The organism is Allobosea sp. 10L417, assembly GCF_056395485.1.
Map to the genome: position 1 here is coordinate 470,111 of NZ_JBFTJP010000002.1, position 12,628 is coordinate 482,738.

The 12,628-nt window shown below is 66.3% G+C and carries 12 protein-coding genes; 3 read left to right on the forward strand and 9 right to left on the reverse strand.

The features are described from left to right. The first annotated feature begins 107 nt into the window (after positions 1-107). The gene (gene parC, locus AC1DE3_RS08405) at positions 108-2,354 is read left to right on the forward strand and encodes a DNA topoisomerase IV subunit A (RefSeq protein ID WP_441512500.1); all 2,247 of its coding nucleotides are present in this window, start codon (positions 108-110) and stop codon (positions 2,352-2,354) included. Positions 2,355-2,669: 315 nt separating this feature from the next. Here the strand turns inward: parC and AC1DE3_RS08410 are convergent, their stop codons facing one another. From AC1DE3_RS08410 to AC1DE3_RS08435, 6 genes are all read right to left on the reverse strand, one after another. Then, positions 2,670-3,263 (reverse strand): outer membrane protein, encoded by a 594-nt coding sequence (locus AC1DE3_RS08410; protein WP_476852311.1) that lies wholly within the window; start codon positions 3,261-3,263, stop codon positions 2,670-2,672. Positions 3,264-3,352: 89 nt separating this feature from the next. Continuing rightward, positions 3,353-4,378, reverse strand: a complete 1,026-nt coding sequence (locus tag AC1DE3_RS08415; RefSeq protein WP_441512502.1) for a DUF2336 domain-containing protein — start codon at positions 4,376-4,378, stop codon at positions 3,353-3,355. A gap of 123 nt (positions 4,379-4,501) precedes the next feature. After that, the gene (locus AC1DE3_RS08420) at positions 4,502-5,701 is read right to left on the reverse strand and encodes a UxaA family hydrolase (protein WP_441512503.1); all 1,200 of its coding nucleotides are present in this window, start codon (positions 5,699-5,701) and stop codon (positions 4,502-4,504) included. Next, positions 5,698-6,012 (reverse strand): UxaA family hydrolase, encoded by a 315-nt coding sequence (locus AC1DE3_RS08425; RefSeq protein WP_441512504.1) that lies wholly within the window; start codon positions 6,010-6,012, stop codon positions 5,698-5,700. Before AC1DE3_RS08425 ends, AC1DE3_RS08420 begins: the two co-directional genes overlap by 4 nt. A gap of 152 nt (positions 6,013-6,164) precedes the next feature. Further along, positions 6,165-6,812 (reverse strand): RraA family protein, encoded by a 648-nt coding sequence (locus tag AC1DE3_RS08430; RefSeq protein WP_476780612.1) that lies wholly within the window; start codon positions 6,810-6,812, stop codon positions 6,165-6,167. Positions 6,813-6,925: 113 nt separating this feature from the next. Continuing rightward, a complete protein-coding gene (locus tag AC1DE3_RS08435; RefSeq protein WP_441512506.1) occupies positions 6,926-7,690 on the reverse strand; it encodes an arginyltransferase in 765 nt (254 codons plus the stop codon). Positions 7,691-7,836: 146 nt separating this feature from the next. Here AC1DE3_RS08435 and AC1DE3_RS08440 point away from each other — a divergent pair, with 146 nt between their 5' ends. Further along, positions 7,837-8,667 (forward strand): class I SAM-dependent methyltransferase, encoded by an 831-nt coding sequence (locus AC1DE3_RS08440; protein ID WP_476780613.1) that lies wholly within the window; start codon positions 7,837-7,839, stop codon positions 8,665-8,667. Here the strand turns inward: AC1DE3_RS08440 and AC1DE3_RS08445 are convergent, their stop codons facing one another. The 3 genes from AC1DE3_RS08445 to AC1DE3_RS08455 are packed head-to-tail and all read right to left on the reverse strand — an operon-like array spanning position 8,668 to position 11,823. Continuing rightward, positions 8,668-9,138 (reverse strand): RDD family protein, encoded by a 471-nt coding sequence (locus AC1DE3_RS08445; protein WP_441512508.1) that lies wholly within the window; start codon positions 9,136-9,138, stop codon positions 8,668-8,670. Between the two features lie 57 nt (positions 9,139-9,195). Next, entirely contained in the window at positions 9,196-10,440 is a 1,245-nt protein-coding gene (locus tag AC1DE3_RS08450; RefSeq protein WP_441512509.1) for a threonine ammonia-lyase, read from the reverse strand. A 42-nt stretch (positions 10,441-10,482) separates the two neighbouring features. Then, entirely contained in the window at positions 10,483-11,823 is a 1,341-nt protein-coding gene (locus AC1DE3_RS08455; RefSeq protein ID WP_476780614.1) for a branched-chain amino acid ABC transporter permease, read from the reverse strand. A gap of 161 nt (positions 11,824-11,984) precedes the next feature. Between AC1DE3_RS08455 and AC1DE3_RS08460 the strand changes: the two genes are divergently transcribed. Then, positions 11,985-12,623: a VOC family protein gene (locus tag AC1DE3_RS08460; RefSeq protein WP_441512511.1), complete on the forward strand. Its 639-nt coding sequence runs from the start codon at positions 11,985-11,987 to the stop codon at positions 12,621-12,623. The last annotated feature ends 5 nt before the right edge of the window (positions 12,624-12,628 follow it).

Sequence of the window (12,628 nt, forward strand, 5' to 3'; positions counted from 1 at the left end):
GCCGGCGTTTGCACGCATGGCGGCGTACCTGCATTGTTCTGGCGGGCTGATTCGCGCTGTGCCATAGAAGCCGCGCGAATTTTCGACGAGACGAGGGCTGAAGACGCATGGGCAAACCGGTCGATCCGCCGCCGGAGGACGAATCCGAGCGCATCGATCTGAAATCGGCGCTCGAAGAGCGCTATCTTGCCTATGCGCTCTCCACCATCATGCACCGCGCTTTGCCGGATGCGCGCGACGGTTTGAAGCCCGTCCATCGCCGCATCCTGCACGCCATGCGGCTGCTGCGGCTCGATCCGGGCCAGGTCCACAAGAAATGCGCCCGCATCGTCGGCGACGTCATCGGTAAGTTCCATCCGCATGGCGACCAGTCGGTCTACGACGCGCTGGTGCGCCTCGCGCAGGATTTCGCCCAGCGCTATCCGCTCGTCGACGGGCAGGGCAATTTCGGCAATATCGACGGCGATAACGCCGCCGCCTACCGTTATACCGAAGCGCGCATGACCGAGGTCGCGCGCCTGCTCCTCGACGGCATCGACGAGGACGCGGTCGACTTCCGCGAGACCTACAACGGCGAGGACGAAGAGCCCATCGTCCTGCCGGCCGCCTTCCCGAACCTGCTCGCCAATGGCTCGCAGGGCATCGCTGTGGGCATGGCGACCTCGATCCCGCCGCACAACGCCGCCGAGCTCTGCGACGCCGCGCTCTACCTGATCCAGCACCCGGAGACCTCCTCCGAGCAGCTCATGACCTTCGTGCCCGGCCCGGATTTTCCGACCGGCGGCATCATCGTCGAGAGCCGCGCCTCGATGGCGGAGACCTATCGCACCGGTCGCGGCGCCTTTCGCACCCGCGCGCGCTGGGTGAAGGAGGATCTTGAGCGGGGTGCCTGGCAGGTCGTCGTCACCGAGATCCCCTACATGGTTTCGAAGGGCCGGCTGATCGAGAAGATCGCCGAGCTGCTCAACGACAAGAAACTGCCTTTGGTCGCGGATCTGCGCGACGAATCGGCGGAGGATATCCGCGTCGTCATCGAGCCGCGCGCCCGCAATGTCGATCCCAACCTGATGATGGAATCGCTGTTCCGGCTCTCTGAGTTGGAAGCGCGCATTTCGATGAACATGAACGTGCTGACCGGCGGCCTCGTGCCGCGCGTGCTCGGCCTTTCGGAGGCCCTGCGCGCCTGGCTCGACCATCGCCGCGAGGTGCTGCAGCGGCGTTCGCGCTTCCGGCTCGGCCAGATCGAGAAGCGGCTGGAGATCCTGCGCGGCCTGTTGATCGTCTATCTCGATCTCGACCGGGTCATCAAAATCATCCGCGAGGAGGATGAGCCGAAGATCGAGCTGATGAAGGTCTTCGATCTCACGGAGGTTCAGGCCAATGCCATTCTCGACACGCGCCTGCGCGCATTGCGCAAGCTTGAGGAGATGCAGCTCAAGACCGAGCTTGACGAACTGACCAAGGAAAAGGGGCAGATCGAGGAGCTGCTCGGCTCCGAGGCGACACAGTGGAAGACGATCGCCTGGGACATCCGCCAGGTGAAGAAGACCTTCGGCCCGGAGACGGCGATCGGCAAGCGCCGCACCGACTTCGCCGACATGCCCGACACCGCCGATATCGACCTGACCCAGGCCATGGTCGAGCGCGAGCCCATCACCGTCGTCATCTCGAAGAAGGGCTGGATCCGCGCTCTGAAGGGCCATGTGCAGGATCGCTCCAGCTTCTCCTTCAAGGGCGACGATGCGCTCCAGACGGCGTTCTTCACCGAGACGACCGCGAAAGTGCTTGTGCTCGCCTCGAACGGCAAGGTCTTCACGCTCGACGCCTCGAAGCTGCCGGGCGGGCGCGGCTTCGGCGATCCGATCAGGCTGATGATCGAACTGGAGGAGACGGCCGAGATCGTCTCCGCTTTCCCCTACAGGCCGGGCTCCAAGCTGCTGATGGCGACGAGCGAGGGCAGGGGCTTCGTAGCTCCCGCCGACGATGTCGTCGCCAACACCCGCAAGGGGCGGCAGGTTCTGAATGTCGATGGCACGCACGTCGCCGTGCTAGCGGTGCCGGCTGATGGCGACCATGTCGCGATCATCGGCGAGAACCGCAAGCTGCTCTGCTTCCCGATCTCGGAAGTGGCGGAGATGGGCCGTGGCAAGGGCGTGCGCCTGCAGCGCTACAAGGATGGCGGCCTCTCCGACGCCAAGACCTTCAACCTCGCTGACGGCCTGACCTGGCTCGACACCTCCGGCCGGACCTGGACGGTGACGCAGGCCGATCTGCTGGAATGGCTCGGCCATCGCGCCGAGGCCGGGCGCCTGCCACCCAAGGGCTTCCCGAAGAGCAATACCTTCGGGGGGTGAGGGCGCCTAGCCAGTAGGACGTCCTCATGCTCGCAGAGAAGTCGCGAGAACCGCAACGCAGAACCGCCGTTGGCGCTTTAGCCGTGACCTGACGGTTGCCGCGGTGAGGGCTCGTCTCGCTTGTCCAACGGCCTACACTCACCCCTGCGCCTGTCTTCGGGCTTGCCCGAGATCGGCGCTTGAAGTGTCGAGGCCGTCAACAGCCGACTTCGATGCAGCAGAGGGGTTCCCTGCGCCTTCATTGTCAAATGTCAATGCTGTCAGGAACTTACGCAGACTTCCTGAATCAACCCAGCAGCCGCCTGAATCAAATCCTCAGCGGATCGGCCGGCCGAGGATCCCGGCTTCGAGGCTGAGCGTGATCTTGTCGGTGACGGCCCATTCCACGCCGGCGCGAGCCTCGGGCCGCACGGCGATTTCGCTCTGGTTGAAGGGCGCCGAGAATGGCGTTGCGCCATAGCGCCAGGTTTCGTTGGCGGCCGACATCCCGACCTTGGTGTAGAGCAGCACGTCAGGCGCTACCAGCACGCCGGTCTTGACCTGGAAGGCGCCGGCGAAGTCGCGCGTGTAGGCCACGTTGCCGAAGCTCGGATAGCCATAGCCGCCGATCGCGGGGGCGTAGTCGATCGCGCCCACGATGCCGTAAACGAAGTTGCCCTCGCGTCGCATCGTCCCGGCCTCGAGCCCGAAGGTCGGCCCGGCGTTCGTGCGCATATGCTTCGAGCTTGTGACCTGGAAGCCTGACGAGATGCGGGCGTAGGAGCCCTCCCAACGCGGCGAGATCATCGGCTCGTCCCAGGCGAAGGACGGCAAGGCGGCGAAACCGGTGAGGGGCAGGAGGGTCTCTGCCTGCGCTGCGCCCGCGAAAAGAACCGAAAGCGCCGCAGCCGAAAGAAGCGGAAATCTCACGTCGAAGCCATCCTCGCGCAGAAGCGCCCTGCGGGAAGCTAGCATGAGGCGGGGTGAATGTCGCGGTTTTGTGGCGCGGCCACGGTCGCTCAGGCGATCTTCGTCCGGAGCTTGAGGAAACGCAGCGTCCGCTCGGCGGTCGCAAGGTCCAGCTTGGCGTAGGCATCGACATCGTCGTCGATGTCGCGCGAGGAGAAGTAGAGCCGCCGCGCGCGCAATTGCAGGATGGCGCGGAAGGCCGTGGTGCCGATCCCGAGCGAGCGGCAGGTGACGGCGATGCCGCTGGCATCGCGCTGCATCAGCACGCGCAGCGCCTGGTCGATCGTGATGTCGGCGATCTGCGCGAGGACCTGCGCGAGATGATAGGCGCGGTCTTCGTCGGCCAGCATGGTCAGCACATCGTCGACCTCCCGGACCTTCGCAACGAGATCGGAGAGCAGGAGCTTGACCTCGAGCCTTTGCTGGCGCGCCTGGCGGGCGAGGGAGGCGGCCTCCTGCGTTGCGCTCGCGCCGGGAGCGGCCCCTTCCGCGAACTGCTCGACGATCCGCAGGACGCGCTGGGCGCGGTTCGGCGCAAGGTCCGAGCGGCGGGCCAGTGCGTCGGTGATATCGGCGTCGCCGTGGCCGCGCTCGAGCAGCCGATCGAAGCCCCGGTCGGAGAAGGCTGCGCCCTCATTGGCGCTGACCGTGTGCAGCACCTTCTGGTCGCCACGCTCGACCAGGATGTCGGTGACGCTTTCGGAGAGGCGCGCGCGCTCGGCGATGGCGACGAGATGCTGCTGCGACTGGCTGACGGCGATGGCGGCGAGGTCGGTGTCGGTGAGAACCGGTGAAAGGGTCAGGACAAGCCGCGCGACGTCGGCATTGCCATCGCTGCCGAGAGTAACGGCGACATTGTTCGGCAGGGTCGGCATGCTCGCCACGCGGTCCGCATAGCCCTTGCGCTCATCGTCGCCGAGCTGGCCGAGCGAAGTCGTCGCGATCTCCCCGTAGTGTTCCTTGACGGTCTCGCTCGGTTCCTGATCGAGGAGGAACAGATCCGTGACCGCATGAAGCAACTGCCGGCGCGAATCCGACGACATGTCGGCCGGCATCCGGGTCAGGTTACGCAACATGAAGGCCCCCACGGCAAAGCAGCGGCGCCATCATGCCCGGCCGAGCTTGATTTACTCTTAAGGCGTCTCGCTCTTTTTCTGGAGGGCGGGCAGGTTTTCTCGGGGGGCTGGCTACGTCGGCCTTCATCCTGCCGGCAGGCAGGCAGGGCCGAGCGGCTCGAAGCTCTTATAGGTCAGGATGAATTCCTGATGGCCGAGCTCCTCGGATTTCGTCTTGCCGCCCTGGCCGAGCGAGACCACGAGATCGCGGATCTCCTGGCCGATCGCGTCGAGGCCTGCGCGGCCTTCGAGGATGCGCCCGGCATCGACGTCCATATCCTCGGACATCCGGCGATAGGTTTCCGGGTTGGCACAGATCTTCACCACGGGCGAGATCGCCGAGCCCACGACCGAGCCTCTGCCCGTCACGAACAGCACGCAATGCGCGCCGCAGGCGATCAGCTCCGCGATCTCGGCATTGTCGTTGATGTTGGGGAAGCCGAAGCGCACCTCGCCATCCGGCACGACGTCGAGCAGGTAGAGCCCGCCATGCGGTGGCACGTCGCCGGGCTTGATCAGGCCGGAGATCGGCGATGCCCCGGATTTCGCATAGGCGCCCATCGACTTCTCCTCGATGGTCGAGAGCCCGCCCTCGGCGTTGCCGGCGGCGAAGGAGCCATAGCCCAGCGTCGCATAGTAGCGCGCTGCCTTGGCGACGGACTTCTCCAGCTCCACGCCGAGCTCCGTCGTGACCGCGCGCGCCGCCATGATGTGCTCGCAGCCGATCAGCTCACCGGTTTCCTCGAAGATGCAGGCGGCGCCTTCCGAGATCAGCTTGTCGAAGGCGCGACCCGCAGCCGGATTGCCGGTGATGCCGGAGGTGCCGTCAGAGCCGCCGCAGACCGTGCCGACGACCAGCTCGGAGACCGCCATCGGCACCGTCTCCTGCGCGTCGAGCGCGATGCGCTGCTCCTCGACCCAGGCTCGGCCCTCGCGGATAGACGAGCGGGTGCCGCCCGTGCCCTGGATGATGATGGTCGTCACCGGCCGGCCGCTGGCGTGGATCGCCCGCTCCAGCGCGTATTTGTTGAAGCTCTCGCAGCCCAGCGAAACTAGGAGCACGGCGCCCACATTCGGATGCGTGCAAAGCTGCTCCATCATCCGCTCGGCGTAGGAATTCGGATAGCAACCGGGAAAGCCGATGGCATGGACGCCTTCTTCGCGCCAGGGCAGGGCGATCTCGCGTGCGACATGGTGGGCGCATTCGACGAGATAGGCGACCGCGACGGTGTTGCGGATGCCCTTGCGCCCGTCGGACCGGAGATAGCCGCGCATCTCGCTCATGCCGAGGCTCCCGCCTTGCGTTCATCTTCCAGATGGTAGGTCGGCGTGTAGTCGCTGCGCATGTTGTGGACATGGACATGCGCGGCCGGCGCGATCGCCTCGGTCGCGACGCCGATCGGCGCGCCGTATTTCAGGATCTTTTCTCCGGCCGCGATGGCGCGGCGCGCGATCTTGTGGGCGAGCGCGATGTCGCGGTCCAGCGCTGCGGGACCTGAGCCAGTCTCGACGCTCTCGCCGGCTTTCAGCCGCACCCGCGCGACCAGGACGTTGTCGCGCGGATCGAGCAGGATGAGGCGCGGATCGTGGGACATGACATCGAGTCCTCCTGGGAGGGAGCCCTCATCCTGAGGAGCCATTCCCTTGGAATGGCGTCTCGAAGGATGCTCGCGGAGGCTCCTGAACCATCTGGATCATCCTTCGAGGCGCGGCTGCCCGGCTTCTCGGGATGAGGGCTGCAACTCTCTCAGAACTTGCCGAACTGCAGGTAGGCCTGCTGAGGGTCCGTGCCGGCGAGGATCGCGGTACGGACCTTGTTCTCGGCCGAGATCGCGGTTTCCGACTTCTCCAGAACGTCCTCGATGATCTCGGCGGGGATGCGGACGACGCCGTCGCGATCGGCGAGGATGTAGTCGCCGGGCCGGATCCAGACATCGCCGATCTTGATTGGCTCGTCGACGGCCTTCGGCAGCCAGGCGCCGACGATGTCGCGCGGCGTGTAGGCCTTGAAATAGGCCTGGAAGCCCATCTCGACCAGGAATTCGGTGTCGCGCGAGAGCCCGTCGATGACGCAGCCGCGCACGCCCTTGTTCTTCAACGTTTCGGCCGAGAGCTCGCCCATCAGCGCGATCTCGTTGGTGTTGGGCTGGCAGACCCAGACATGGCCGGACTTGGCGGCGGAGAGCAGGCCGGTCCAGCCGAGCAGCGTCTCATGCGCGTCGAATTCGCCGGTCTTGCCTTCGACGGTGAAGGCGGGTCCTGCAAGCTTCTGGCCGGGCAGGAGCGGACGCAGTTCCGGCGGCAGCACGAAGTCCCTCAGGCCCATCGCCCGCATCGTGTCGTGGATGATGCCGGTGTAGCAACGCTCCAGCCGCTGCGTCAGGTCTTCGCTCATGTTTCCTCCGGTCGGCATTTGTCGCGGCGGGTTTGCCGCGCTGGCCGTTGGCGGCACAGTGCCGGGAGGGGCTGGGCGTCGCAAGCGCGTTCTGCGCGCGTCGCTGATGCGTTTCAATCGGTTGAATCAGTGCGGTCGACGCGTTCCCAACCCTGCGGCAGCAAGCGCTCCTGCGGCAGGAAGCGCGCCTTGTAGGCCATTTTGGGCGAACCTTCGACCCAGTAACCGAGATAGACGTAGGGCAGGCCGAGCCGCCGCGCCCGGGCGATGTGCTCAAGCACCATGAAGGTGCCAAGCGAGCGCGGCTCCAGCCCGGGATCATAGACCGAGTAGACCATGGACAGCCCGTCCTTGAGCGTATCGGTCAGGGCCATGGCGAAGAGATCGCCCTCGCCGCGGCCGGTGAAACCCGAATCGGGGCCGCGCCGGCGGTATTCGATGAGATGCGTCTCGACATGGGTGTCCTCGACCATCATCGCAAAGTCGAGGGCCGACATCGTCGCCATGCCGCCATCGGGATGGCGCTCGTCGAGATAGGCGCGGAAGAGCGAATAATGCTCGGAGCGCGGTTGCGGCGGCCGCGCCTCGCCGATCAGGTCGCTGTTGCGCGCCAGCACCCGGCGGAAGCTGCGCGAATAGCGGAAATCGTCGACGCAGATCCGGACGGAGATGCAGGCCCGGCAGATCTCGCATGCCGGGCGGTAGGCGATGCTCTGCGAACGGCGGAAGCCGCCTTGCGACAGCACATCGTTGAGCTCGCGCGCCCGGGAGCCGACCAGATGCGTGAATACCTTCCGCTCCTCGCGTCCTGGCAGATAGGGACACGCGGTTGGGGAAGTGAGGTAGAATTGCGGGGCGTCCCGCAATGGGCGCGTCACGTCGGCGGGCTCCGAAAAAGCTGCGCGCCTTCAATGTAGCATCGGTGGCGGCGGCAACAAGCGCGAGGCGGCATGTGCGGCGATCTTGCTGCCGACAACTTCCCGGCGTCGACTGGGCTGCGAACGGATTGGCCTCGGGAGTTGAAATGCCCGGCGAGAAAGTGGCGCTCAGAGGAGCGAAGGAAACGCTCCTGATCACGCTCTGCGCGAAGGCAGGCGAGAGCCGTTTGCCCGACTCGCTCCTGAAGGATCGCTTCGCCGCGGAGGCGATGGGGTGGGTCGACTACGACTTCGCGCGGCTCGGAATCGATCGGGATTTGATGATCGGCGTCGCCTTGCGGGCGCATGTGATCGATGGCTGGACGCGGGATTTCATTGCCCGGCACCCCGAAGCTACCGTGCTGCATCTCGGCTGCGGGCTCGACTCGCGCGTTCTCAGGCTTGAGCCCCCCGCCAGCATCCGCTGGTTCGAGGTCGACTACCCCGATGTCATCGCTTTGCGGCAGCGCCTCTATGCGGACCGAGAAAACTGCACCTTGCTGGGATCGTCGGTGATCGAGTCGGGATGGCTCGAGGCGGTGCCGCGGGATCGGCCAGCTCTTATCATCGCCGAGGGCCTGTTGCCCTATCTGCCCGAGGAAGAGGTGGTGCTTCTGCTGGCGCGGGTGATGGGGCACGTCCCCGGCGGCGAATTTGCCTTCGATGCCTATAGCCGGGTGGGCCTCACGCTGATCGCCTGGCAGCCCGCCATCCGCTCGACCGGCGCGGCGCTGCACTGGGCGCTCGATGATCCCCGGGAGCTGATGCGACAACTCCCCCGACTCAAGCTCGTTCAGGAGCTCACGGGCTATGGCGCGAACGGGTACGATCTACGACAGGTCGCGCGGATGTCGCTCACGGCGCGGGCGACCATCCAGATGTTCGGATGGATTCCCGCGCTGTCGCAGATGGCGCGCCTGCTGCGCTTTCGCTTCTGATCAGGCCCGGACGACGACCAGCCCGGTCAGGAGGTCATGGCCCATGCGCCGGTCTTCGCGAGCGAAGCCGCAGGCGACGTCGACAAGCCAGAGCAGGAAAGTGCCAGCGGCGACGTAGAACAGCAGCGCATGCACAGCGGCGGTCAGCCCGTCCGGGCGGCCGCCATTAGCGGTCTCGACCCTCAGGCCCGCGACGCGCATGCCCCAGGTGGACTGACGCCGCCCGCCGATCGTCAGCGCGGCATAGCCCAGCGCCGTCGCGAACGCCGCGATCGGGAGAAGCAGCCAGGTCGCGCCGAAGGTGACGATGCCGAGCACGAACAGCAGGAAGACGACCAGCCAGCCAAGGAAGAACAGCACGACGATATCGACGAGCCAGGCGAACAGGCGCGATCCGAGAACGCCGCTGACGTTCTGGTAGGGGCGCTGCTCCAGAGCCGTGATCGGCTGGCTGTAGCGGGTATCGCTCATCGAGACTTCAATCCTTCATCGGCGCGCGGGATGCGTAGCCCGAGCGGATATGTTTGATCAGCGCATCGGTTCCGCAAGGCCGCGTGGCAGGATTCGCCTTGGCGCGAAGCCGTTTTTTGCAAGCATGTTCTCGATCGCGCGCGAATGCGCTTCGCCCCGCGTCTCCACGGTGACGTCGAGCGAGACGCCCTTGGCAGGCACGTCGAGAAACAAGCGGCCATGGCTGACCTCGAGGATATTGGCGCCTTCATCGCCGAGCAGGCTGGCGATCTTGCCGAGCAGGCCCGGCCGGTCGTTGCTGGTCAGGCGGAAGGCGACGATGCGATCCTCGCGTTCGAGTTCGCGCACCATGATCGCGGCGAGCAGGCGCGTGTCGATATTGCCGCCGCAGAGCACGAGCCCGACCTTACGCCCGGCATAGCGCTGCGGGTCCTTCAGCATCGCGGCGAGGCCGGCGGCGCCCGCGCCTTCCGCGAGGCTGTGCTGCAGGCTGGCATAGGCGTTGACCGCACGCTCGATCAGGTCTTCGCCGACAAGGACGATATCGCTGACCAGGCTGGAGACCACCGGCAGGGTGAGTTGGCCCACCGTCTTGACCGCGATGCCTTCGGCCAGGGTCGGCCCGCCGATCGGCCGGTTCTGCGCATGCACGACATTGAAGAAGGAGGGATAGAGATCGGCCTCCACGCCGATGAGTTCGATCCCGGGCTTGATCGCCTTGGCGGCAACGGCGTTGCCGGCCATCAGCCCGCCGCCGCCGATCGGGATGATCAGCACGTCCAGATCGGGTTCGTCGGCCAGCATCTCGCGCGCCACCGTGCCCTGGCCCGCCATGACCGCTGCATCGTCATAGGGGTGGACGAAGACGAGTTGCTCGGCGCCGGCAAGCTCATGCGCCTTCTGGCTGGATTCGAAGAGCGTCTCGCCGTGGAGCACGACACGGGCGCCATGGGCGCGGGTGTTCTCGACCTTCACCAGCGGTGTCGTCTCGGGCATCACGATCGTCGCGGGAATGCCGAAGCGCTTGGCATGATAGGCCACCGCCTGGGCGTGGTTGCCGGCCGACATGGCGATGACGCCGCGCGCCCGCTCGCTCTCGCTGAGCGTCAGCAACTTGTTGACGGCGCCGCGTTCCTTGAACGAGGCCGTCGCCTGCATGTTCTCGTGCTTCACCAGAACGGTCGCGCCCGTCAGCTCGGACAGGCGCGGCGCCGGCACGAGCGGCGTGCGCAGCACATGCCCTTCGATGCGGTTCGCCGCCGCGTCGATATCCTCGGGGGTGATGGCGAAGGCTTCGCTCATGATGCGCTCCATCCCGGTGTCATGTCGTCAAGCTCGTGCGTGTCAGACTTGCCGCGGTGTCAGGTCTGCATCGCCGAAGAAGCCGCCGGGGCGCAAGATCAATACAACGGCCAGCAGGGAGTAGACGGCGAGATCACGCTGTTCGATCGGCAGCGTCGCCGACCACGCGGCTTCGAATATGGCGATGCACAGGCCGCCCAGCGCCGCGCCGCTGACCGAGCCGATACCGCCGAGAATGGCGGCGACGAGTGCCTTGAGACCCAGGGAGAAACCGCCGGCGAAACCCATGCCGCCATAGATCGCGGTCACGATGACGCCGGCCATGCCGCAGACGGCGCAGGCGATGATGACGGCGACGTCATGCACGGCGCGGGCGTCGACGCCGAACAGGGCCGCAGTGCGCGCATCGTCGGAGACGGCCCGCCAGGCCCGGCCATAGGCCGTGCGGCGGATCAGCGCGACGAGGCCGAGCGTGACGGCGAGGCCGATGACGGCGAGCGCCAGCGCCAGCGGGTTCAAGGTGACGATGAAGGTCCCGGAATGGGCCAGGGGAATCGGGCTGTTGAACACCGGCGGCAGCCAGCGCAGTTCCGGACCCTGCACCAGCCTGAGATATTCGGACAGCGCGATCGCGAGCCCGATCGTGGCGATCAGCATCTGCTGGCCGCTGGCGCGTTCGAGGTGACGCAGCACGAAGCGGCCCATGGCGAAGCCGTGCAGGGCGCAAACGAGGATCGCAACGGCGAAGGCCACCACGAGCCCTGAAAGCGGCGTCGAGATCGCGAGCGAGAGCAGCAGCGCCACGCCGACGACGGAGGAAAGCGCGCCGAGCGCCGCGAATTCGCCGAAACACAGGATGATCCGCCCGGTCAGCCCGTAGACGAGGGCATAGGCCGCGGCGAGCAGACTGTAGATCGCCGCCGACGGCAGGGCGCTCAGCCCCTGCTGAAAACCGTAGGCGACCGAGATCGGGATCGCCGGCAGGTTCTCGGCGGAGGGGGCGGCCGGATCAGGCGGCGGCTCGGCCCTGTCCTCGAGATAAAAGCGGCGCAGCAGATAGAAGCTGGCATCGGCCATCGGGCGCCCGTCCGAGGCGATACCGACCAGCGCGCCGCGACCGGGGCCGCCGCCTTCCCCGGCGAACAGGCAATCGATGCTGCGGTGGCGCGAGATGTCGTCGCCCAGTTGCACCCTGTAGAGCAGCCTCAGCGCCCGCGGCACGGGCCCTTTCGTGGCGCGCTCGATCTCGATGCGGGCATTCGGCGGATTGAGCGGTGGGATCGCCTGGCGGCAGAGCCGCATCTGATCGGTGTCGAAATCCGCGCCGCACCCCGCAAGGGCGAGCAGGACAACGGCCAGAATCGGCAAGATGAGCGGACGCATGCCGCGCGACGGTAGCGCTTGCGCGGTTGGTTTGAAACACACGCATCTCGGAGCTTGCCGCGAGCCGAACGAGTCGCTGGCCAATCGAGCCGGATTCTGGAAAACGTCGCCGGTCCCTGCCTAGAATAGCATCCTATCTCCGCTCCCTTGCCGGTTCAGCCATGCTCCATCTCGATCATCTTACGGTCATCGCGCCGACCTTGTCGGAAGGCGTCGCGCATGTTCGGGATTGTCTGGAGCTCGACGTCCCCTTCGGCCAGCGCCACGCCTATATGGGCACCCATAACCATCTGCTGCGGCTGGGGGAGGGGATCTATCTGGAGATCGTGGCGTTGGATCCCGATGGCGTCAGGCCGGCTCGCGCGCGGTGGTTCGGCCTGGACGATCAGAAATCGGTCAGGGCCGATTGGGATGCGGGCCGCCGTCTGCGTGGTTGGGTGGCGAGGACGGATGCGATCGATCTGATGCTCGCCGGCCGCGAAGATGTCTTCGGCAAGAAGGTCTCGCTCCCCTGGTCCGAACCTGCCTTCGATTTTGCGATCCCGGATGACGGCTCCCTGCCCCTTGGCGGTGCGGCCCCTTCGCTGATCGACAGGCGTGGCAAGCCGCGTTCGATGGCGACGATCGCGGATATGGGCGCGCGGCTGGAGGGCTTTTCGCTCGAACACCCCGACGCCGCCGCACTCATGGAGTTCTATCGCGAGCTCGCGCTCGACCGCGGGCCTACCATCACGGGAGGCGATAGCCTGCGCTACCGCGCCCGGATCAATACGCCTGCCGGCCTGAAGGAGCTGTTCTAGCAGCT

Bases quoted from the DNA above. Each gene is read 5' to 3' on its own strand.
- parC (WP_441512500.1), top strand. From the start codon at position 108: ATGGGCAAACCGGTCGATCCGCCGCCGGAGGACGAATCCGAGCGCATC.
- AC1DE3_RS08415 (WP_441512502.1), bottom strand. From the start codon at position 4,378: ATGTTGCGTAACCTGACCCGGATGCCGGCCGACATGTCGTCGGATTCG.
- AC1DE3_RS08420 (WP_441512503.1), bottom strand. From the start codon at position 5,701: ATGAGCGAGATGCGCGGCTATCTCCGGTCCGACGGGCGCAAGGGCATC.
- AC1DE3_RS08425 (WP_441512504.1), bottom strand. From the start codon at position 6,012: ATGTCCCACGATCCGCGCCTCATCCTGCTCGATCCGCGCGACAACGTC.
- AC1DE3_RS08430 (WP_476780612.1), bottom strand. From the start codon at position 6,812: ATGAGCGAAGACCTGACGCAGCGGCTGGAGCGTTGCTACACCGGCATC.
- AC1DE3_RS08440 (WP_476780613.1), top strand. From the start codon at position 7,837: ATGCCCGGCGAGAAAGTGGCGCTCAGAGGAGCGAAGGAAACGCTCCTG.
- AC1DE3_RS08445 (WP_441512508.1), bottom strand. From the start codon at position 9,138: ATGAGCGATACCCGCTACAGCCAGCCGATCACGGCTCTGGAGCAGCGC.
- AC1DE3_RS08450 (WP_441512509.1), bottom strand. From the start codon at position 10,440: ATGAGCGAAGCCTTCGCCATCACCCCCGAGGATATCGACGCGGCGGCG.
- AC1DE3_RS08455 (WP_476780614.1), bottom strand. From the start codon at position 11,823: ATGCGTCCGCTCATCTTGCCGATTCTGGCCGTTGTCCTGCTCGCCCTT.
- AC1DE3_RS08460 (WP_441512511.1), top strand. From the start codon at position 11,985: ATGCTCCATCTCGATCATCTTACGGTCATCGCGCCGACCTTGTCGGAA.